Raw genomic sequence first — 20,710 nt, 5'->3', positions numbered from 1 at the left:
AGACTCCATTGGTTCATGAGTATTTGATATCTCTGCTGCGTATTCCGGAACAGTGCAGAACCTGAATTCTTGAAGCCTGCAAGCATATTGATCAAAAAAACAATTATTCGGATTCAGAGCAGAGTATGGAAAAAGCAGCAAATCAGACTAAATATCCGCAATGGCCCTGTCAGTCAAATGCCCGGGCCTGCAAAAAATAAATCCCCGCCTTAAACAGCGGGGATTCTTCTTTTGCTCCGGCCAGAAACCAAGGAAGTCTATTTTTTATCCAAGGAAGGGACGAACGATCCCGGATCCTTGCCAAACCGAATGTTAATTTCACTTAATCCATCCTTCAGTTCAGCAATGCTTGAAGCCGAAGGGATAATAAACCCGCCACCTTGCTCACTGTCTGCTGCAAAGCCGACTTTGAGCTTGACCTCACCTTCCCTGATCTCCACTCCCTTCATCCCAGCCTGCAGACTTTCCTGAAGTTCATTGAGCATTATACTGACCCTTTGCGGACTCAGTACTGGTACCAACTTTTTCTGCTGCATCTGGTCAATGAGCGAACCGTTTTCTCTGTTCAAAGCCGCAATGGTCTGCTGCAGCTTCTTGACCTGGCTATTGGCCGCCTCCAGTTCCTGTCTGGCCTTGGAAACTGCTTCAGACTGGACATCCTTGATCCGGACCTGGAGCAAACCCTGACTCTGGAGAACATTGTCCAGCTCGTCCTGAAGAGAACGATTCAGCTCAATGAGCCCACTGATCCGGCTGTCAAGCCCTTCTGCCTCAGCCAGCTTTATCTGGTCATCTTCCAGTTCAGCCTCAAGCTGGGCAATACGCTGCATCTGTCGCTGAAACATGGCTGCATGGTCCTGGACAGCCTTGACAAACCCCTGGCTTCCCGGTGGATGGTCTGTCAGTTCAGGAATAGCTTTTCCCAGAACCTTAAGGGTTGAAGTCAGGCCCTCTGCCTTTTGCAGTTCTTCCTGATGCCTTTTAACCAGTTCCTGATTTTCCTTTTTCTGGACACTCAGGGCTTTGGCAAGCTTTTCCTGTTCTTTAAGCCATTGCTTTTTCTCACTGGCAAGCCTTTGATGCAGCTCCTCTGCTTTGCTCTGGGCTGCTGCCAGATTTTCTTCAAGTTCGGTTTTCTGAGCTAAAAACTGAAGTTGCTCTGCCTGATGACGCTGGCCTGTCTTTTGGAGTTCTTTTTGAACTTCACCAAGTTCCTTTTTGGCACTGGCCAGTTCCTGGTCCGTCTTGACCATTTGCTGTTCCATCTTTTGCAGACCCTGCTCTAATTCTCCAGCCCTCTGGCGGTTTTTTTGGAGCTCCTCCTGGGCAAGGGCAAGTTCTTTATTGACGGAATCAAGCTCCTTTTGCCACTTGGCCAGATCCTGGCCGGCAGCATCCAGTTCCTTACGGTTTCTGGCCAGCTCCTGCTTTATGGTTTTATTTTCCGTTTGCAGAGTTTCAAGCCTGCGAAGCTGTGCAGCAGTCAAGTTTTGCGGATTTCTTCTTTCAGGCATGACTTTACCACGTTAACCTTGTTGTTTCTCGTCGTTGATTACAAGCAGCCGCAAGGTGCGGTCTTTGTCATCTGCCACTCTGGCTGTCCAGGCCCTGATCTCAGGCTGGTATTTTGCCTGAAATGACAAATCTCCAAGAATGCTCCCAAGAAGCTGTACGTCTTTGCGTTTTGCAACCTCATCTAGCACTTCTTCCTGGCTTTTCTCTGGTGACTTCATTTTGGAAGAATCAGGGCGGGTTGCCACATAGTGGACCTTTATAGTTGACACTGCCTCTGCAGGCGCTCCGATGCCGGCCAAACTGCTGAGGCTTACCGGAGAAAAAACCAGCCGCTTGTTTGCATCCATGCCCAGACCTTGAACCTTGATTTCGAATTCTGCATCCTCAAACATGAACCTGGCCTGCATCTCCTCATCCAGCCCAAGTCCCTCCTGGGCTGACTCAAGAGATTTTCCTGTTGCTCCGAGCAAATCTTCCAAACTGACATGTTGCCTGCTCATAGTTTAATCTTCCTTGCTATAGGGGCTGGCTGCATAGGTGCTGATCATTAATACAGGCTTTACTGATCTTGCTCAGTATCTTCTGTGTTTCCAGCATCAGCAACCTTTGTACTCCTGACCGGTTCCATGCGCAAAGGCATGGGCACTGGAACCAGGGTAGTCTTCACCCTGGAACAGACGCTGACATCCCTGTTCAATTTGCGTTCAAACCGAATTCCAGCCGTATCAGCCTGAAGAAACATTTTTCTGGATGATTTTTCAGGTGGTTTAGTACCGCTTTCATCTACACTTTCAACAACCTTCAGGTCCATCTGGATCTCGATGACTGTCTGAGCGAACTGGTAGAAGGTGGGCAAAATCCCCAGCTCCAGAAGAGAGACAGAACGAGGTTTATCCTGGGTGTAACTGATATTGCCGTCGCTGTTGATAGACTCCTTGATGGAGGAAACCACTTCAACCTTTGCATCTGCCAGCTCCTGGACCATTTCAGCTGAGGAGGCATCAAGGGCCTTCTGAGCATCTGCGATGCTTAATGCCACCTCCCGAATAAGATCCCCCAGATAAACCCTGTCGGTTTCAGTGACCGGCTGTTCAAGAGGTATCAGCGGTGAATGCATTTTCCTTGTCAGTGGCACTGGGAACCTCCTTGAAAGTCATAGATTATTCAGTCGGTTGAGGCCTGTTGTCTACCACGCTCAGAACCGGCTCAATACGGGGAGGGGGCGGAACAGGAACCATGCGGGTTACCAGACGGCTGGTACCATGAACCTCCTTGCCGAACTTGCGATTATGGGAAACATCTGTTTTGACCGAAGCACTCCACATGGAAAAACCAACTTTGGCTTTGGCGCTAACCTTGACATTGGTCTCCCTGGAGGTAGTGGTCTTGATGTCCATGGTCACCTCTATAGTAGCTTCGGCAAACTGATAAAAGGTAGGCATCAGACCGATCTGCAGCAATGAAACATCTACTGGGTCCTGGTTATTATAACTCACTGAACCATCTTCAGCTATGTTCTGGGTTATGGACAGGACCAGCGGAACCTTGGCATCTGCCAGCATCTTGGCCGTTTCTACCGAATTTTCATCCAGAGCCCGCTGGGCTTCGGCTACACCCAGCCCCAGTTTCATCACCATTTCCGGCAATGGAACATCCAGCAATTCTTGACCTACACTTGCCATGACTGTTCTCCTTTCTGGTTAAGGTTTAATCAATGCAATAAATCCCTGATGGCCAGGGATATTAGCCCTGAAAGGTTACTGGCTGTTCATTCACTTTTATTCAGTCTTGCTTGTGCAGCAACAAATCTATTGTAGCGCTCCAAATCTAAATGCACTCCTCCAACCTTGCTGATTTCCGGCTTCTTGATCAAATCCAGAGCCCTGGCCAGGGCCATGCGAGCCAGAAGCTTGGCCCCACTCAGACGCATCACCACCTGACCTCCATGGGCTCTCACCAGTGACTCTGGGTCACCGGATTTTGAAACCACCAGAAAAAGGCCTTCCCCTCCCTGGGCCAGACTGACCCTGGCTCCAAATCTCTCATGGAATCCGGCAGGCAAAATACACTCCTTATTTTAGTACCACTATACCCCGCTGCATGGAATGTGTCAACAGGGAATACGCATTTTAGTATCTACAACTCAATTTAATTTTCATATGAACCCTGGACAGCCCAGACCAGGGCAAGCCAGGAACAAATCAAGACGTTGTCTGTTCAGACAGCTTTCTCTGCATCCATTCTGGATACAGACTGATCAGTGGTTTGGTGGTCTGCGGGATTATAGGATGTGAAAGCAGAATGGAACCGGTTCAGAACAAACCGCCAGCAGCAGGCCCAGACATAGGCCCAGCTTAAGCGGAGCAGGAAGGGATCAGCGGATCTGTTTCACCTCTGCTGGATAGTTTTGACCACAAACTGCATCCAGCAGAGGTAGTATTATCTACAGCTTATTTATTGGCTGAGGCATTATTCAACCCAGTCATCATCCTCAGCAATGGGTGCGAAGCCTCTGCGCATGGTGTTTTCAGTGACGCACCTGGGATCCAGGAACTGCATCAGGTAATCAGGTCCGCCGGCCTTGGAGCCCACTCCGGACATCTTGAACCCGCCAAAGGGCTGACGTTCCACCAAAGCCCCGGTGCTGCCCCGGTTCAGGTACAGGTTGCCCACCCGGAACTCTGTCCTGGCCTTGTCCAGGTTTTTTGGGCTGCGGCTGAACACCGCCCCGGTCAGGGCAAACCGGGTTGAATTGGCCCATTCAATGGCCTGATCAAAATCCCTGGCCTTCATAACAGCCAGGACCGGACCAAAGATCTCTTCCTGGGCAATCCTGTGCTCTGGAGTAATGGAATCCACAATAGTCAGGGGGACATAACAGCCCTTTTCCGGAACATCGGACCTATACAGGATATTGCCCTCCTGACCGGCCAGGTCCACATACTCGTTAATCTTTTCCTGGGCTGACCTGTCCACCACCGGCCCCATATAGTTGCCCGGATCTTCAGCCGGGCCAATCTTCAGGGATCTGGCCGCTTCCACCAGCCTGGTAATGAACTTGTCATAGATATTCTCCAGAACAATCACCCTGGAGCAGGCCGAGCACTTCTGACCCTGGAAGCCATAGGCCGAATAGACCACTTCCAGGACCGCCTCATCCAGGTCAGCGTCATCGTCAATGATGATGGCATTTTTTCCGCCCATCTCAGCAATAACCCTTTTGACCTGCTGCTGGCCGGTCTGCACCACTGAAGCCTTGTTCACAATCCTCAGACCCACTTCCATGGACCCGGTAAAGGCGATCAGGCTGATGTCCGGATGCTCGACAATATAGTCCCCGATGATCCGGCCCCGGCCGGGAATAAAATGGAACACTCCGTCCGGAATGCCGGCCTTGCGGTAAATATCAGCCAGGCCGTACCCAATAACCGAGGCTACACCGGCTGGTTTGTACAAAACGCAGTTTCCTGTGACTAAGGCGGCCGAGGTCATGCCGCAGCTGATGGCCAGGGGGAAATTCCAGGGTGAAATGACTGCAGCAATCCCTTTGGACTGGTAAAACAGATGGTTGACCTCGCCTGGAGCCCGGCCCATGCGCCTTGGCTGACCAAGCCTGAGCATATCCCTGGCATAGTATTCCATGAAATCAATGGCCTCACCCACGTCAGCATGAGCCTGACTCCACTGCTTGCCCACCTCCAGGACCTGCCAGGCCGAGAGCTTGAAGATGTCTTTACGGGCGATGTCTGCTGCCTTGAACAGATAATTGGCCCGGTCCTGGGGGCCAAGGTCACGCCACATGGGCAGGGCCTGTCTGGCTCCTTCCAGGGCCAGATCCACTTCCTGCCTGGAAGCCTGGCAGACCTGACCGATGATTTCATCCGGGTCAGCCGGATTGTAGGATGGGATTTTATCTTCTGTGACTACTTCCCTGTTGTTGATAATCAAGGGGTAGATGCCGCCCATTTCCTGGCGGACCTGGTCAATGGCCTGGGGAAAGGCCTTTCTTTCTGATTCAAGGGTGAAATCGGCAAAACTCTCATTAACAAAAGGAGGTATTGCCTTGCTGGGCTGGTCCTGCTTCTGCCTGGCCTCCCTTTCCTCTTCAGCCAGAACAGCCGGGTCTTCCAGCAGACGATCCATTTCAGCCCCTTCCACAAAACTCTGACGCAGGAAGGATTCATTGGCTGTATTTTCCAGCAGCCTGCGGACCAGATAGGCCATGCCAGGCAGAATCTCCCCGTACGGGGAGTAAAGCCTGACCCTTTTGGCTACATTAAGCAGCCCTTTGCGCACTGGCTCAGCCATACCGTAAAGGACCTGGAATTCGTACCTTTCCTCAGGAACTCCCAGCTCCAGAGCCGTTTCCATAACCGCAGCAATAGACCGGATATTGTGGGATCCGCAGGCAAAATAACAGATATCACTGTTTTCCAGAATCTTTCTGGACTGGCGTTCAAAGGCTGCATCAGTGTCGGCCTTGATGGTATAGACCGGGACCCTCCACCCGCTCTGTTTGGCAATAACTGTCTCATAATCCCAGTACGCTCCCTTGACCAGCCTGATGGCAATGGGCAAATCCTCTTCCCTGGACCAGGCCAAAAGATGGGCCAGATCATGGTCGGTATCCACCAGATAGGACTGCAGGACAATGGCCAGCTGGTCAAAATCCACCAGGTCGGAATCAGACCGGAGCTTTTTATAGACTTCAATGGTGATATCCTTGAACTTGTACTGTTCCATGTCAATGCACAGATGGGCTCCCATTTCTTTGGCCTTGAGGGCCACCGGTTTGAGCCGCTGGCAGATGGCAGCCACAGAACCGGCAAAATCAGAAGGTCTGGCCTGGGAGTAAAGGGCTGAAGGCTTGATGGAAATATTGATCTTGGGCGCGTAACCCCAGTCCTGGCCTTCTCCTCCACCCAGGGCCTTCCAGGATGAAGCGCCTTTGGCCAGGCCGTCCAGGAGTTCCAGATAGCTCTGCTGGTACTGAATGCCTTCCTCTTCACTGACTGTAGCCTCTCCCAGGATGTCCACGGTAAATGCGAAATCATCCTTGCGCAGCCTGTTCAAGGTCTTCAGTCCCTGTTTGATGTTCTCACCGATAATGAACTGTTTGGCCATACTTTCGATATTGGAGCGGATGGATTTGGCCATGATCTTTCCAGCCAGGCCTCCTCCCCAGCCGGTTCCCTTGGCCCCCCACTTGAGCACTGACGGAATTTCCTGGTCATCACCCCCGAAATATTCCTGGATGTGCCTGGTCAGGGAATCAGAGGTGTTCAGATAGGGCAGGACATCCACAAACCGGAACAGCTGGACCTTGAAATCTTCGTTGCGCATGGCCCAGTCCATGACCTTGCCCGTCCACCAGCCTTTGTTAAAGATGGACGGGGCTTCGCCTTTTATGCTTTCAAAAAACTCCCGGCCCCTGGCTCTGATTCTGGTATTCAAAACATCATTGCTGTTGGACATGCTCTCCTCCTGCTGATTATTCATTAATTCATTCTGCGGGCTGCAGCCCTGATCCCTCAAGGTCCGGGCCTGCCTCTTCCTTGATCGTGTCCAGGACAAATGTGGTTCTGGTATCCCTGATTCCCGGAACCTCCCCCATCTGCTGCAGAAGCCCGGTCAGGGCGTCAGTGTCCGCCACCCTGGCCTTGACCATGTACGAATATTCTCCAGCAATAAAGTATACTTCCTGGATGTCAGAAATCATGGCCAGCTCCTGCCCGATCCTGGTTGATCCCACGTCCTCCTGGGTCCTGACCATGGTGATGACCGTCAGGGACAGACCCAAGGCTTTGGGGTCGATGCGCAGTTCATAACCCTTGATGATCCCCTTTTTCTCAAGTTTTCGAATCCGCTCCAGAATGGCTGAAGGCGCCATATTCATCCTCCTGGCGATTTCAGCATTGGAAATCCGACTGTTTTTCTGGAGCAACTTCAGTATTCTTTTATCTTTTTCGTCGATCATTCTTTGTTCAGCCTTTTTTATATACTTTTATTCTAAAATATGGCCTCCGTCAAGAATGATCCAGATAAAGCACAACTCCTTGTCCTTTAAGCCGGAGCCCGATTGGAATTGCTTGATTGGCTGATGGCCAGAAAAAAAGGGGTGAGGAGAAGATCCAGGCTGGTGGAATACGATGCAGAAAAACTAGAACCCGGCCATCAGAGCGGCCAGGGCTACAAAGGCTGATCCATACAGGAAAGAGGCGGTCAGGATTAGGCTCACCAGTTGATCTATCTTTGCTGAAGAATAATTTTCCAGACCCGGGCCAAGCAGGGGCTTTTCTCTGGCAAGGCCGAAATATGACGCCCGGCCTCCCATCCTGGTCCCGAGCAGGTGGGCTGTCCCGGCCATGGTCCAGCCGGCATTGGGACTCTCGGTTCGGCGGGCATCCCGGACCATGGCTGAAAAAGCGGTTTTTTTCCCCAGGCCCAGGATGAATCCGGCCCCCACCAGGGAGAGAAAACCCAGCCGGGCAGGCAGATAAGCCAGGATATCGTCGGCCCTGGCCCCGGCCAGACCGAGATCCTTCCATTTCTCATTCTTGTAGCCCCACATGGAGTCCATGGTGCTCACCAGCTTGTATACCCAGACAAAAGGAACGCCCAGCAGGCTCAAGTAGAAAAATGGGGCACAAAAAGCGTCATTATAGTTTTCTGCAGCTGTTTCAGCCAGGGCCTGATACAGCCCCTGCTCATCCAGTTCCTGAGTGTCCCTGCTCACCAGCAGACCCAGAGACTTTCTGGCCCGGGGCAGGTCCCCGGAAATAATGATCTTCTGGACCTTCCTGGTTTCTCTGATCAGACAGCCCAGGGCCAGGGAGGCATAACCAAGATAAAGGGCCGCCACTAAGCCCAGAATGGGAATGGATATGATCAGGCTGGTCAGCCAGTAGACCAGAAAAGATCCCAGAATCAGGACCACAAAACCGCAAACCTTGAGGTTCTGACCTGAATTTCTGGCTCCTGACTCGGCCTGCCCCAGGAAAGTTCCCAAAAGCCTGACCGGGTGAGGCCACCGGTCCGGGTCGCCCAGGAAGAGGTCAGCCAGGTAGCAGACCAGTAGAAGCAGGGCTAGATTTTCCGGCACACCAGATCAGACCCGGACAAACTTGACCAGTTTCCGGGCCGGGGTTCCAGAAACATCAAGGAGATGGGTGGAGCAGGAAATACAGGGATCATATCCCCGGACCAGCATGCTCAGCTTGAGTTCGATAGCCTCAGGCTCAAGCCCGGACAGCATGGGTTTTAAAGCGTCCATGTCCATCTGAATATTGCCGTGATTCTGGTTGGTGGGAATAACGCAGTCCGCAGAGATGATCCGGCCTTCATCACTGTATTCGTAGCTGTGGATGAGAATTCCCCTTGGAACCTCCACTGCCCCCACTCCTTTTCCTGCCTTGACCCTGATGGTGGGAGGGGTTTCATGTTTCAGCCCCCTGGCCAGAAGTCCGGCAATGATTTCCAGGGAGTCCTCGGTCGAATGCACGCATTCCACTAACTGAGCTACGGTATTCAGATAGGGATTATGTTCAGGGGCCTTGAGCCCCAGCTTCTGGGCAGCCTGCCGGGCACCCGGTTTGAGCAGTCTGTGGTTGAGGTTGAATCTGGCCAGGGCTCCCACCATATAGGACTCACCGGTATTCTTGGCCCATTTGGCTGTGGACTGGGGTACGCAGTACTCATTGGTCACCTGCCGGTACAGGGAGGCCGGCCTGTTGATATCACTGGAACTGCCTATTTCTCCGGAATACAGGGCGTATTCCGAAGGTGAAACCAGGGCCACATATTCTGTGGGACGTTTAAAATCCGGCCATTTGTCTGCCAGGGCCGCAAACAAGTCAACAATCCTGTCCATCCGGCTCAGGCTGCCCTCCAGTTTGGACTGCAGTTCCTGCAGTTCAGCCCTGGTGGGAATTTTTTCCATGCCGCCGGGTATGAGTCTTTGAGGATGAGTGGTCCGGCCACAGATGAGCCTGCTGAATTCATTGGCCACCCTTCTGCAGGCCACCAGGTTCAGCAGTTCTTCCCTGTGGGTCTGGGCCAGGGGCAGGACAGAGTCCACGCCCAGAAGATCAGGCAGGACCAGGTAGCCGATATGCAGCAGATGACTCTGCAGATTTTCTGCATGCAGGGCAAGTTTTCTGAGTTCCAGGGTCTGTTCCGAAGCATTGAACCCGAAAGCGTCTTCTGTGGCCTGGATGGAGCAGAGCTGATGACCTATGGAACAGATTCCGCATATTCTGGAAACAATATGATGAATATCTTCATAAGGCCTGCCCTGGACCATGGCTTCAAAAAACCTGGGGGCTTCCACAATTTCCCATCTGCAATCCTGGACGTGGTTCTTTGCATCCAGCTTGACAATGATGTTTCCGTGACCTTCCACCCTGGTCAGATGCTTGACCTCAAGCTTCCTGGGTCCGGCTGCAGCCGGGCTGCCAGATTTTTTTTCCTTTTTTTCCTTTGCTGCTGCTTTGGTCATATCTTCTCCGCCAGGCTCAAGTACTTACAGCCTGCTGTTAAAGCCAAAATAAAGCCTCAAGTGGTCCTGGGCATCCAGCCAGGAAAAGCCATGGCTGTCCATGATCTGACCGGCTGCGTCCATATTGGCGTCAGGAGCCGGCCCCCGGCATCCCCAGCAAACACTGCCTTCGCTGACGCAACAGGCCTTGCACCCAGCCCTGGTCACGATACCCAGACAGAGTTTGCCCTGTTCGTATCTGCAGATGTTACCGGCCATCTTGCATTCAACACAGACCGGATAGTCAGGAGGTGAGTAAATCTTGCCCAGCAGCAGCTCTTTAACAGCCCGGGCAAACTCGTCCCTGTCCACCGGGCAGCCGTGAATGTCCATGTCCACCCTGACCACTGCGGACAAAGGCCTGGCTGCATAAGTTGAGTACCACCTGCTGAACTGACCGTATACAGTAGCCCTGTATTCGGATTCACTGAGAAAATTCTTCAGACAGTTGATCCCGCCGATGGTGGCGCAAGCCCCCAGGGCAACCAGGATCGTGGCCCTGTCCCTGATCTCCCTGATCCTGGGCTCATCTTCAGGCCTGGTAATGGAACCCTCCACAAAGGCTATATCATAGTTGTCCTGCTTAATGCTCTTTATTTCCCGGAACCTGACAATATCAATATGGGATGCCAGATCAAGGAGCCTTTCCTCCAGGTTGGCCACCTGGAGCTGGTCCCCTTCACATCCTGCAAAATCAAAAAATGCTACTTTGGGCTTTGCCGGCATAAACGCCTCCTTGTAAAATCCCTGAGGAACTGATCCAAAACAGGTTTTCTGCCCGTTTTTTCCGGTCGTTGCTACAATGCTTCACCCAGCCCGGCGATCTCGGTGTAACAGAACACCGGGCCGTCCAGACAGCAGTTCAGCCCGTTTATCTGGCAATGCCCGCATTTGCCCAGGCCGCACTTCATTCTTCTTTCCAGGGATACATAGATCCGGTCCTGAGGGATCCCCAGTTTGCTGCACTCCTGGATGACGAACCGGTACATGACCGGCGGGCCTATGGTGGCCACGTAGGTTGTCTCGGGATTGATCCTGATCTTGGGAAAAAGGGTGGTAATGACTCCGACATTTCCCTGCCATTCTTCATCCGGTGCATCCACGGTCTCCAGAACATCCAGATCGCTTCTTTTGCTGATCTCAGCCAGCTGATCCGTAAATATCCTCTCCCCGGGATTTCTGGTCCCTACCAGGAGGGTCAGCTTTCCAAACTCATCCCGGTGTCTTAACATGTAATGCAGTACGCTGCGCAGGGGTATGTAGCCAAGACCTCCGGCCACAAAAAGAAAATCCTGGCCCACGAACTTCTGCATGGGAAAATACGAACCATAGGGACCCCTGATCCCTATTTTTGCTCCAACTTCCAGACCGTGCAGGGCATTGGTGACCGAACCCACTCTGCGCACAGCTATCTCAAAATGGTGGTGGTCGGTGCGGGGGGGAGAACTTACTGAAAACGGGGCTTCGCCAACTCCGTAGACTGAGACCTGGATAAACTGACCCGGCCTGTGGGCCAGGGGCTTTCCACTGTCCTGGGCGAATTCAAACAGGGTGACGTACTCATTGAGTTCTTTTTTGGCCACCAGGGTGGCCGGCCTGGGCACATAGGGGGAAAAATCAGATTTCATTCTTTATGGCCTCCCAGATATCATTGTAAACTTCCCTGGGATTGGCTATCCGGGCAGTACAGGCCCTGACGCACCGTCCACAGCCCACGCATCCGAGCTCACCAAGCTTGTCAAAAATATACTTTCCCTTACGCATATATCTATGCCGATATCTTTCCCAGGCAGAAGCCCGGAAATTATGTCCCCCGGCTATCTCGGCAAACCCGGTCAGCATGCATCCGTCCCACTGGCGGTATCTTTTGCCCTGCTTGAGCAGGTCATCGGCTTCCTCCTGGATATCAAAGCAGTAACAGGTGGGACAGACCAGGTTGCATGACCCGCACGAAAGGCAGGTCTTGGCCCTTTCCATCCAGAAGGTCCGGTTGCTGAAAAACTTATTGACCTGATCCGGAACCCGGTTCCAGTCATATTTCAAAGTTCTTTTTTCGGCCTGGGCAAGGATCTTCAGATGGGCCCTCCTGGCCGCCTCCTTCTGGGCCACGCTGGATTTTTCAATGGGTCCGTCCAGCTTGATCATTTCCTCGCCCTTGGCTGAACCAACCTGGACAAAAAAGGCCCCGGGACTGATCCGGGTCCAGTAGAGGTCAAACCCGAAATCCACCCTGGCTGCTCCCATGCTGGACCAGAAAGCCGTGTCTGCAACATTGGCCGGTTCAAGTCCGAAGATCAGAGTGTTGTCCCTTCTGGCCCTGTAATTGACATCAGGGCTGTCCATATCCATAAGCTGATCCAGCTGATTCACAGCCTTGATATCGTAAGGATGGACCCCCAGCAGGAGCTGCCTGGGAGCGTTGATCACCGGGTTGGCCGAATAGTCCTTCATGTTGAAACAAAGGATATCTTCCTTTGGCGGCAGAAAAAACTTCTTCAAGGTCGTATAAGCCAGATCATAATCCCAGGCTATTTCCACCTCTTGGGTCCAGGGTCTGAATTCAAAAAAATCCCCTTCCGCCCTGGTGGGCACATGGATCTCAAACTCCTGGCTCCACTTCCTCAGCAAGCCTTTGATCTGGGGCAAATAAATGGTATAGGCAATCATACCTGCTCCGGTGGGTTATCTGGACAACTGAACCGATCCAGGCCGGTTAAAGGCCCGGAATGGACATCCGGGTCCGGCAGCACTAACCGGGCCCAGCCGCGGCTGGATTTTAACATGCAGCATCTCAGAACCTTCAGACCGGGTCTGAAGTACAGCTTATTTAACTCCTAAAACAACTTTTTGTAAAGGCCGGGCCTTGTCCGAACGCTCCCTGTATCTGGCAGTGTCCGGCCAGGCCCGGCTTCTTTTTTCAGGAAGCTGCAAAAGGTGCGATTTTCTGCAGATCCCTCTTGTTTTTCCTGTACTGGTTCAGAATGACCAGGCTGACCAGGGAAATACCCACTATGTCTTTGACCAGATCCGGGCTGAAGCACAGATAGGTGCCCACCCCGAAAATTATCCATTCCATGATGGTTGTCTTGCGCAACAGATAGAACATGGACCAGGCTGAAAAAGCTATGGTCCCGATGGTGGCGGCGAAATAGACCATGGCGATCTCCTGGAAGGAGCCGTCCAGAACCATGGCCGGTTCATAGGCAAACAAAAAGGGAACTACGTAGATCAGCTTAGAGAATTTGAGGGCTGTCCACCCGGTCTTCCACGGATCAGATCCGGCAATGGCCGCTCCAGCATAGGCTGCAACACATACCGGCGGAGTGACGTTGGAATTCTGGCTGAACCAGTAAACGATCATATGGGCGGCAATGAGACTTACCCCCAGCTCATGCAGGGCTGGAACAGCCAGAACTGCTACAATAAGATAAGATGCTGTGACCGGCACTCCCATGCCCAGGACCAGGGAGGCAAAGGCAATGAGGATGATGGCTATGAGCAGGTTTCCACCGGACAGGGAGATGATCAGGTCGGAAAACTTAAGCCCGATTCCGCTCAGGGATATGGTGCCCACGATTATCCCGATAACCCCCACGGTGGCCCCGATGACCATGGTGTTTCTTGAACCCACCACCATGGCCCTCCAGATCTCCTTGGGCCCCATGCGGTATTCCTTGTCCACCCAGCTGATCACAATACAGGACAGGGTTGCCCAGAAAGCGGCCATTCCAGGAGAATATCCGAAAAGCATTAAAATAACGATGATCACCAGGGGCATGGCCTTGAACCAGTGCTGCTTGAATACCTCCATGGCCCTGGGCTGGTCTTCCAGGTCCATTCCCCGGATATTCAGCTTCTTGGCCTCAAAGTGGATCATGACGAAAACAGACAGAAAATACAGCAGAGCCGGAAAAATGGCTATGGCCATGATGGTCACATACGGGGTATTGGTCATTTCTGCCATCAAGAATCCGCCGGCCCCCATGATGGGGGGCATGAACATGCCGCCGATGGAGGCAGCGGGTTCAATGGCCCCGGCCACATGAGGCCGGAACCCGGCCCTTTTCATAAGCGGAATGGTGAATGACCCCGTGGATACGGTATTGGCAATGGCTGAGCCGGAAACCGACCCAAAAAAGCCTGAGGCCACAACAGAAACCTTGGCCGGACCGCCGATGCTCTTCCCGGCCAGGGCCAGGGGCCAGTCAATAAAGAACCTGCCCACACCGGACTGCTGAAGAAAGGCCCCGAAAAAAATAAAGATAATAACGTAGGTGACCAGAACATTACACATGATTCCGAACACGCCGTCCTGAGTCAGGTAGAGAAAGGTGGCCAGCCTTTCAATGTCAAATCCCCTGTGGGCAATGATGCCGGGCATGTAAGGACCAAAATATCCGTAGACAAGAAAGAGCAGCCCACCAATGGTAATGGACCAGCCCAGCACTCTGCGGCTCACCTCCAGCGAGATGGCAATGCCCACCATACTCACCCAGATGTCCATCTGGTTTTCAGCCCCCATGCGGTAAGCCAGGTTTTCAAACTCCAGTATCCAGTAGCCCACAACAAAGACCGAGGTCAAAGCCAGACCAACATCGACCACAGTGGGTCGGCTATGATTGGACCTGGACCAGAAGGGAAAAGAGATGAAGATCATCACATAGGTCAGCAGCACGTAGACGCCGCGGTGATATTGATCACTGAAGGGCTGAACCCCGGCCGAATACATGTAAAAAAGGACCATGGCCACGCCCAGGATGGAGACAAAAGTAAACCAGAAAGGCGAAAGCCTCCGGCCGAATTTGGAGTCCTTGGCCTGGATTTTTTTCAGCTCTTCATTTTTTTCAATATCAACTTCTTTCACAACGGACATCTGTGCCACCGCCTTTTTTTATTAAAAAAATTTCCAGATAATTTTAAATTTCAGAGTCAGCGACCAAAAAAAAGTAATTTTTCCTCGTAAAATTTTCGATTTTTCTCATGCCCTAAGCATAAAAAATGGCCTGAAGACAAAGCAATAATGTCCTGGCCAACCCAAAAAATTACGGGAAAAAATTAAATTCAGGTTCCAAAAATTGAGTTACATTATAAAAAAAGGAGAACCGGATCAAGAATTCCGGTTCTCCTTTTTTAGAATTTACGGTTTAAGATCATCAGGGATTTCCAGCCCCTGCTCCTTCCAGAAACGGTAGGCCCCGGGATGGAGGGGAACTGATGCCCCCATGATTCCGTTTTCAATGCTCATCTCCCTGGCAGCGCCGTGCGCAGTGCGCATGTGCTGTAGGCCGGCCTCAGAATAGATGGTCTTGACCGACTGGTATACGATTTCCTCGTCAACACCGGCTGAAGCACACCAGAAAGTTGAATCCTGGAAAGTATCCACCTCCTGCTCCATGCCCCGATAGGTCCCGCCTGGGATGGTCACCTTGGTGTAAAAGGGATATTCATCGTAAAATCCGGTCTCAAGAGCATCCTTATGCAGGTTGACCAGATTGATATTTGTCTGGGTGGCTGCCTCGATTACCGATGCATTGGGGTAGCCCACCAGGACCCAGAACGCATCAATGTTGCCATCTCTAAAAGCTGATGCCGCTGGAGAATAACCAAGAAACTGGGGACGGATGTCATCCCAGATCCCAATGTGCCGGAAAAATCTTTCAGCCGAAAGGGCAGCCCCTGACCCGACATTGCCCACCGCAATTCTCTTGCCTACCAGATCCTTGGCTGAACCGATCTCATCCCTGGCCCGGACCACCAGCTGGGCCGGTGCTCCGTAAAGATAGCCCACACTCCTGACATTCTCATACTTCCGGTCATCATTGGGAAGCAGGCCCAGCCTTCCGAGAAAGGCATCCCCGGAATAGACAATACCGTAATCAATCTGACCGGCATTGAGCCTTCTCAGGTTCTCACCTGAACCGCCGGAACCTTCAGAGGACATCTCAAGGTTGGGAATATGCCTGCCCAGATAGATGGCCATGCCATTGGCAAAATAATTAAACGTGCCGCCTGTGGGGCCTCCTCCAAAGGCCAGAAATGCCCGGCGCTGGGCATCGGCCTCATCATCAAAACTCAGGCAGAAAAACACGGCCAGAAATCCGGCCAGCAAAAAAATTACACTCCCTCTCTTCATGTTGACCTCCTCAAGTCAGATTGAATTAAGTGTCCAAGCCTTATATTGTCCGAATATTTAAACCCTGAAAAACAGGTTTAAGTCAAGATATTTTTCATATTTATATAAGGCTAGAGAGATAGGGATAAAAGTCCAACTTCTTCTGGTGAGCGGAATAATAACTCAGGTAAATGCAAACCTGCAGCCATAATCCAGAATGGTTCCGGCAAAAATTCCTGACATATGACCCGGTAAAGGCTTGTTCAGCCAGAGCCTGAAATTGATAAAAGGCCCTTCCCTGGCTTTATAAAAAATACCCGGGAAGGGCCTTGAAGTTTCAGACCGTCATCCAGTACCGGACCGAGGGCCGCCAGGAACAAAGCCGAGACTAAAGGTCTGTCCTGACCTTGTCCAGAAGTCTGAGAAGCTGGTTGCAGAATCCAGCCTCGTTGTCATACCAGACTATGAGCTTGACCATTGTCCCGCCCATGACCGAAGTGGACAGAGCGTCCACCACGCCTCCGTGTATACTGCCGTTAAAATCCACAGAAACCAGAGGCCTTTCGGTATACCCCAAGGGGCCTTTCATGACCCCTTCAGCCGCAGCCTTCAGGGATGCATTGACTTCTTCCGGACTGGTGGCCTTTTCCACTTCCACCACCAGATCCACCAGGGACACATTGGGGGTGGGGACCCGGACGGCCATGCCATCCAGCTTTCCTTCAAGCTCCGGAATGACCTGAGTCACTGCCTTGGCTGCTCCGGTGGTGGTGGGAATCATGGACATGGCTGCAGCCCTGGCCCTGCGGATGTCTTTGTGGGTCCCGTCCAGAATCCTCTGGCTCATGGTGTAGGCATGAATGGTGGTCATGAGACCGTGCTTGAAGCCGAAATTATCAAAAATCACCCTGGCCACCGGGGCCAGGCAGTTGGTGGTGCAGGAAGCATTGGAGACTATTTTGTGCTCCGGCTTAAGGCTTGAGTCATTGACGCCCATGACAATGGTGGCATCCGGATTCTTGCCCGGAGCACTGATAAGCACCTTTTTAGCTCCGCACTGGAGGTGCTTTTCACAGCTCTGGCGATCAGTGAACTTGCCTGTAGTCTCCAGGACCAGATCCACGCCATGATCAGCCCATGTCCACTCGCCCGGAGCCTTTCTAGTGACAGTAACCTGCTGGCCGTTGACCCTGAAACCCTGGTCATGGGGCTCCACCTCACCGGGAAAGACCCCGTGCACTGAATCGTATTGCAGAAGATGGGCCAGCTGCTCATTGTCAGCCCGGGCATTGACCACAACCAGATCAATGTCCTGGCGCCCGGCCAGGAGCCTGGCCATATATCTGCCGATCCTGCCAAAACCATTCATTCCAACCTTAACGGCCATTTATATCTCCTTATCTTGCAGGTCTAAATTAGATTCTGTTTGAAGAGCCCAGGACATTCTTGATCTTGTGCTGAACCATGTCTTTGACCGCCTGCCGGGCCGGGCCAAGGTACTTGCGCGGGTCAAACTCCTGGGGATTTTCCTGGAAAAACTTGCGGATGACTGCAGTCATGGCCAGCCGGATGTCCGTGTCAATATTGATCTTGCAGACTCCGGACTTGGCAGCCTTACGCAGAAAGTCCTCGGGAACTCCCTTGGCATCGGCCACCTTTCCTCCGTACTGATTGGCCATGTCCACGAACTCGGGCAAAACCGACGAAGCTCCGTGCAGTACCAGGGGAAAATTGGGGAGCATGGCAGTAATCTTGTCCAGGCGTTCAAAGTCCAGCTTTGGTTCGCCCTTGAATTTGTAAGCGCCATGGCTGGTTCCAATGGCAATGGCCAGGGAATCGCACCCGGTCCGCTCCACAAACTCCACAGCCTCGTCCGGTTCAGTGTAGACGTTCTCTTCAGAACTTACCTCGTCCTCCACTCCGGCCAGCCGGCCCAGTTCAGCCTCCACCCAGACTCCCCGGTCATGGGCGTACTCCACCACCTGTTTGGTCAGGGCGATGTTCTCTTCAAAGGGAAGATGGGAGCCGTCGATCATAACCGAGGTGAACCCTCCCTCAATCACGTCCCGGCATATCTCAAAGGTCTGACCGTGATCCAGGTGCAGGACCATGGGCAAATCCGCCTCTTCCAGGGCAGCCTCCATCAGCTTGTAGATATAGTTCTGGCCTGCGTATTTCCGGGCTCCGGCCGACACCTGCAGGATAAGGGGGGATTTTTCCGCCTCGCCGGCCTGGATTATACCCTGGATGATTTCCATGTTGTTGACGTTGAAGGCGCCTATGGCGTATCCGCCATGATACGCCGCATTAAACATCTCTTTGGGTGAAGTTAAAGGCATATGTCCTCCTTGCAGGTCTTTCAGAAAACTGTTTATTACTTATCTTGCATCTTAGCTGATTGCACAATCTCTTGCAACTCATTCAGAACATTAAAGTTGGTCAATTCAAACTTCAAAGGGGTCAGGGTTACATAGTTCCTGCTCAAAAGAGCTCTGTCCGCCTCAGGATCAACCAGCTGCATGGGGATTTCCCCCCCCAGCCAGTAGTAGTCTCCGCCCCTGGGGTCTTTCCGGCAGTGATACCTGTCCTGATACACCACATTGGTCTGGGAGCAGACCCTGACTCCCTGGATCCGGTCCATGGAACAGGCCGGAAAATTCAGGTTAAGGACATTCTGCTCCGGAAGCCTGTCCCAGGGAAATCTCTCAATAAGCCCGGCTGTCCATTGGGCCTGGCCCCTCAGGTCCTGGGGGTTGAAGTCATCAATGGACACGGCCAGGGCCGGCACTCCGGCCAGGGCTCCCTCGGTGGCAGCTGAGACCGTGCCGGAATAAAGCACATCAATCCCCACATTGGCCCCGTTGTTAATCCCTGAAACCACCAGATCCGGCCTGGTGCCCAGAAGAAAATTCATGGCCCATTTGACGCAGTCCACTGGCGTGCCTGAAAGGGCGTGGCCGGTCAGCCCCTGCTCCTGGATCTCCCTGACCCGGATGGGGGAGAAGATGGTCACTGAATGGCCCACTGCACTCTGCTCGGTCAGCGGAGCCACGACCCGGACCCTGTGACCGGCCGTGATCAGGGCCTGGTAGAGGCTCTTGATGCCCGGCGCATGAATGCCGTCGTCATTGGTCAGGAGGATTTCCATTTTTCCGGAGCAGTGGGGTAGTCTTTTTTGGCCCTGTTGAATCCAGCGTTAAAGGCCTTGATATTGATGTCGATTATCTTGGACGGCAGGACGCTTTTCAGGCTCTTGCGCACGGCAGTGGCCCGCATAAAAGGCAGAAAATGGGTCAATGCCCCCAGGGTAACGATGTTGGTGGTCTGGACCAGTCCCACTTTCCGGGCCATATCTGTAAAGGGAAGGCCCCAGAAGATATTGGTCGGGGTCTGAGGCACCAGGGAGGTATCCACCACCAGAACTCCGCCAGGCTTGAGATTGGAAAAGAACTTATTGCAGGCCTCCTGACTCAGGGCCACCAGCAGATCCAGGCTGATGGTCTTAGGGTAGCTGATGGGTTTGGAACTGATGACCAGATCCGACCTGCTGGCTCCGCCCCTGGCCTCCGGGCCGTAGCTCTGGGTCTGGGTGACAAAATATCCATGATCCAGGGCCAGGGCCTGGCCCATGATCTTGCCCAGGGTCAGGATTCCCTGGCCTCCCAGGCCTGAAAGCCTGATTTCAAACCGGTCCAGCTTGGTGTCCTTGTTCATTTGGCCTCCCCTATGATCTTTTGCCGGATTTCAGAATATCTCTGTTCAAGGCCCATGCAATCCTTTTGCACAAAAATGCCGGTGGCGATCTTTTCCTTTTGTTTTTCCGGGCTCAGGTCCTGATACTTTTCAACAGGCACAGCGTTTTTCTTCAGCCACTTGTACATGTCCACAGTGCTTTTGTACTTGTTCTTGCGGCCGAACTGGGTATGGCAGGGGGTGATGAGTTCCACCAGGTTGAAGCCGGGATGCTCCAGGGCAGTGGAGATCATCCTGTCCATGAGGTTGGCCTGCATGACCGTGGCCCTGGCCACAAAATTGGCTCCGCAGGCCTTGGTCACCTCAGCAATGTCAAATTCCTTTTCCATCTGGCCAAAAGGAGTGGTGGTGGAATAGCAGCCAAAAGGAGTGGTGGACGAACTCTGACCTCCGGTCATGCCGTAGATATGGTTGTTCAGGACCAGAGTGGTCAGTCCGATATTGCGTCTGGCCGCATGGATGAGGTGATTTCCGCCGATGGACAGGGCATCTCCGTCCCCCATGACCACGATGACCTTGAGCCGGGGATTGGCCAGCTTTATGCCTGTGGCAAAGGTCAGGGCCCGGCCGTGGGTGGTGTGGACCGTATTAAAGTCCACATAGACCGGAATCCGGCCGGAGCAGCCGATGCCGGCCACCAGAACGATGTCGTCCTTGGGTATGCCCAGGGAATGGACGCTCCGGATCAGGGAGCCGAGCACTATTCCGTGCCCGCATCCCGGACAGAAGACATGGGGAAACTTCTTGGAATGCCTCAAATAATCATGGATGAGCTGGGTTACTTGTGCCATAAC

Annotated in this window: 19 protein-coding genes; all 19 read right to left on the bottom strand. The window is 52.8% G+C overall.

Features of this window, described 5'->3' with window-relative positions:
* Positions 1-257: 257 nt before the first annotated feature.
* The gene (locus tag P771_RS0111750; protein ID WP_028575290.1) at positions 258-1,514 is read right to left on the bottom strand and encodes a coiled-coil domain-containing protein; all 1,257 of its coding nucleotides are present in this window, start codon (positions 1,512-1,514) and stop codon (positions 258-260) included.
* Positions 1,515-1,526: 12 nt separating this feature from the next.
* The gene (locus tag P771_RS0111745; RefSeq protein WP_028575289.1) at positions 1,527-2,015 is read right to left on the bottom strand and encodes a hypothetical protein; all 489 of its coding nucleotides are present in this window, start codon (positions 2,013-2,015) and stop codon (positions 1,527-1,529) included.
* 59 nt (positions 2,016-2,074) lie between these two features.
* The gene (locus P771_RS17420; protein ID WP_208595967.1) at positions 2,075-2,650 is read right to left on the bottom strand and encodes a hypothetical protein; all 576 of its coding nucleotides are present in this window, start codon (positions 2,648-2,650) and stop codon (positions 2,075-2,077) included.
* Between the two features lie 25 nt (positions 2,651-2,675).
* A complete protein-coding gene (locus tag P771_RS0111735; RefSeq protein WP_028575288.1) occupies positions 2,676-3,197 on the bottom strand; it encodes a hypothetical protein in 522 nt (173 codons plus the stop codon).
* Positions 3,198-3,283: 86 nt separating this feature from the next.
* Positions 3,284-3,577 (bottom strand): hypothetical protein, encoded by a 294-nt coding sequence (locus P771_RS0111730; protein WP_028575287.1) that lies wholly within the window; start codon positions 3,575-3,577, stop codon positions 3,284-3,286.
* A 407-nt stretch (positions 3,578-3,984) separates the two neighbouring features.
* Complete coding sequence (gene pruA, locus P771_RS0111725) at positions 3,985-6,990, bottom strand: L-glutamate gamma-semialdehyde dehydrogenase (RefSeq protein ID WP_028575286.1); 3,006 nt, start codon at positions 6,988-6,990, stop codon at positions 3,985-3,987.
* Between the two features lie 28 nt (positions 6,991-7,018).
* Positions 7,019-7,492 carry an Lrp/AsnC family transcriptional regulator gene (locus P771_RS0111720; protein ID WP_028575285.1) on the bottom strand — a complete coding sequence of 158 codons (474 nt, stop codon included), beginning with the start codon at positions 7,490-7,492 and terminating at the stop codon, positions 7,019-7,021.
* Between the two features lie 183 nt (positions 7,493-7,675).
* Complete coding sequence (gene cbiB / locus P771_RS0111715) at positions 7,676-8,617, bottom strand: adenosylcobinamide-phosphate synthase CbiB (protein WP_028575284.1); 942 nt, start codon at positions 8,615-8,617, stop codon at positions 7,676-7,678.
* 6 nt (positions 8,618-8,623) lie between these two features.
* Complete coding sequence (locus tag P771_RS17415; RefSeq protein ID WP_084301873.1) at positions 8,624-10,012, bottom strand: Ni/Fe hydrogenase subunit alpha; 1,389 nt, start codon at positions 10,010-10,012, stop codon at positions 8,624-8,626.
* Between the two features lie 24 nt (positions 10,013-10,036).
* Positions 10,037-10,777: an NADH-quinone oxidoreductase subunit B family protein gene (locus P771_RS17410; RefSeq protein WP_035244406.1), complete on the bottom strand. Its 741-nt coding sequence runs from the start codon at positions 10,775-10,777 to the stop codon at positions 10,037-10,039.
* Between the two features lie 71 nt (positions 10,778-10,848).
* Positions 10,849-11,679 (bottom strand): FAD/NAD(P)-binding protein, encoded by an 831-nt coding sequence (locus P771_RS0111700; RefSeq protein ID WP_028575283.1) that lies wholly within the window; start codon positions 11,677-11,679, stop codon positions 10,849-10,851.
* A complete protein-coding gene (locus P771_RS0111695; protein ID WP_028575282.1) occupies positions 11,669-12,718 on the bottom strand; it encodes a 4Fe-4S dicluster domain-containing protein in 1,050 nt (349 codons plus the stop codon). Before P771_RS0111695 ends, P771_RS0111700 begins: the two co-directional genes overlap by 11 nt.
* A gap of 250 nt (positions 12,719-12,968) precedes the next feature.
* Positions 12,969-14,924, bottom strand: coding sequence for a TRAP transporter permease (locus P771_RS17405; RefSeq protein WP_035244403.1), 1,956 nt, complete (start codon positions 14,922-14,924; stop codon positions 12,969-12,971).
* 264 nt (positions 14,925-15,188) lie between these two features.
* On the bottom strand, positions 15,189-16,184 hold the full coding sequence (locus tag P771_RS0111680) for a TAXI family TRAP transporter solute-binding subunit (protein WP_028575281.1): 996 nt from the start codon (positions 16,182-16,184) through the stop codon (positions 15,189-15,191).
* A gap of 367 nt (positions 16,185-16,551) precedes the next feature.
* Positions 16,552-17,550, bottom strand: a complete 999-nt coding sequence (gap, locus tag P771_RS0111670) for a type I glyceraldehyde-3-phosphate dehydrogenase (protein WP_028575280.1) — start codon at positions 17,548-17,550, stop codon at positions 16,552-16,554.
* A gap of 28 nt (positions 17,551-17,578) precedes the next feature.
* Positions 17,579-18,502, bottom strand: a complete 924-nt coding sequence (gene fba / locus P771_RS0111665; RefSeq protein ID WP_028575279.1) for a class II fructose-1,6-bisphosphate aldolase — start codon at positions 18,500-18,502, stop codon at positions 17,579-17,581.
* A 35-nt stretch (positions 18,503-18,537) separates the two neighbouring features.
* Positions 18,538-19,311, bottom strand: coding sequence for a 5'/3'-nucleotidase SurE (gene surE, locus P771_RS0111660; RefSeq protein WP_028575278.1), 774 nt, complete (start codon positions 19,309-19,311; stop codon positions 18,538-18,540).
* Positions 19,296-19,877: a 2-oxoacid:acceptor oxidoreductase family protein gene (locus tag P771_RS0111655; protein ID WP_028575277.1), complete on the bottom strand. Its 582-nt coding sequence runs from the start codon at positions 19,875-19,877 to the stop codon at positions 19,296-19,298. The genes surE and P771_RS0111655 overlap by 16 nt, the downstream gene beginning before the upstream one ends.
* On the bottom strand, positions 19,874-20,707 hold the full coding sequence (locus tag P771_RS0111650; protein ID WP_028575276.1) for a 2-oxoacid:ferredoxin oxidoreductase subunit beta: 834 nt from the start codon (positions 20,705-20,707) through the stop codon (positions 19,874-19,876). Before P771_RS0111650 ends, P771_RS0111655 begins: the two co-directional genes overlap by 4 nt.
* Positions 20,708-20,710 lie beyond the last annotated feature (3 nt).

It is taken from the genome of Desulfonatronovibrio hydrogenovorans DSM 9292 (assembly GCF_000686525.1).
Taxonomy (GTDB): Bacteria; Desulfobacterota; Desulfovibrionia; order Desulfovibrionales; family Desulfonatronovibrionaceae; genus Desulfonatronovibrio; species Desulfonatronovibrio hydrogenovorans.
The sequence above is the reverse complement of the archived record's forward strand: the minus strand, read 5'-3'. Positions and strand labels throughout refer to the sequence as shown.

Excerpts from the sequence above, each read along its gene's own strand:
- gap (WP_028575280.1), bottom strand. The coding sequence starts at position 17,550 with ATGGCCGTTAAGGTTGGAATGAATGGTTTTGGCAGGATCGGCAGATAT.
- P771_RS0111695 (WP_028575282.1), bottom strand. The coding sequence starts at position 12,718 with ATGATTGCCTATACCATTTATTTGCCCCAGATCAAAGGCTTGCTGAGG.
- pruA (WP_028575286.1), bottom strand. The coding sequence starts at position 6,990 with ATGTCCAACAGCAATGATGTTTTGAATACCAGAATCAGAGCCAGGGGC.
- P771_RS0111750 (WP_028575290.1), bottom strand. The coding sequence starts at position 1,514 with ATGCCTGAAAGAAGAAATCCGCAAAACTTGACTGCTGCACAGCTTCGC.
- P771_RS0111745 (WP_028575289.1), bottom strand. The coding sequence starts at position 2,015 with ATGAGCAGGCAACATGTCAGTTTGGAAGATTTGCTCGGAGCAACAGGA.
- P771_RS0111700 (WP_028575283.1), bottom strand. The coding sequence starts at position 11,679 with ATGAAATCTGATTTTTCCCCCTATGTGCCCAGGCCGGCCACCCTGGTG.
- P771_RS0111720 (WP_028575285.1), bottom strand. The coding sequence starts at position 7,492 with ATGATCGACGAAAAAGATAAAAGAATACTGAAGTTGCTCCAGAAAAAC.
- P771_RS0111655 (WP_028575277.1), bottom strand. The coding sequence starts at position 19,877 with ATGAACAAGGACACCAAGCTGGACCGGTTTGAAATCAGGCTTTCAGGC.
- fba (WP_028575279.1), bottom strand. The coding sequence starts at position 18,502 with ATGCCTTTAACTTCACCCAAAGAGATGTTTAATGCGGCGTATCATGGC.
- P771_RS17410 (WP_035244406.1), bottom strand. The coding sequence starts at position 10,777 with ATGCCGGCAAAGCCCAAAGTAGCATTTTTTGATTTTGCAGGATGTGAA.
- P771_RS0111650 (WP_028575276.1), bottom strand. The coding sequence starts at position 20,707 with ATGGCACAAGTAACCCAGCTCATCCATGATTATTTGAGGCATTCCAAG.
- P771_RS0111680 (WP_028575281.1), bottom strand. The coding sequence starts at position 16,184 with ATGAAGAGAGGGAGTGTAATTTTTTTGCTGGCCGGATTTCTGGCCGTG.
- P771_RS0111735 (WP_028575288.1), bottom strand. The coding sequence starts at position 3,197 with ATGGCAAGTGTAGGTCAAGAATTGCTGGATGTTCCATTGCCGGAAATG.
- P771_RS17415 (WP_084301873.1), bottom strand. The coding sequence starts at position 10,012 with ATGACCAAAGCAGCAGCAAAGGAAAAAAAGGAAAAAAAATCTGGCAGC.
- P771_RS17405 (WP_035244403.1), bottom strand. The coding sequence starts at position 14,924 with ATGTCCGTTGTGAAAGAAGTTGATATTGAAAAAAATGAAGAGCTGAAA.
- surE (WP_028575278.1), bottom strand. The coding sequence starts at position 19,311 with ATGGAAATCCTCCTGACCAATGACGACGGCATTCATGCGCCGGGCATC.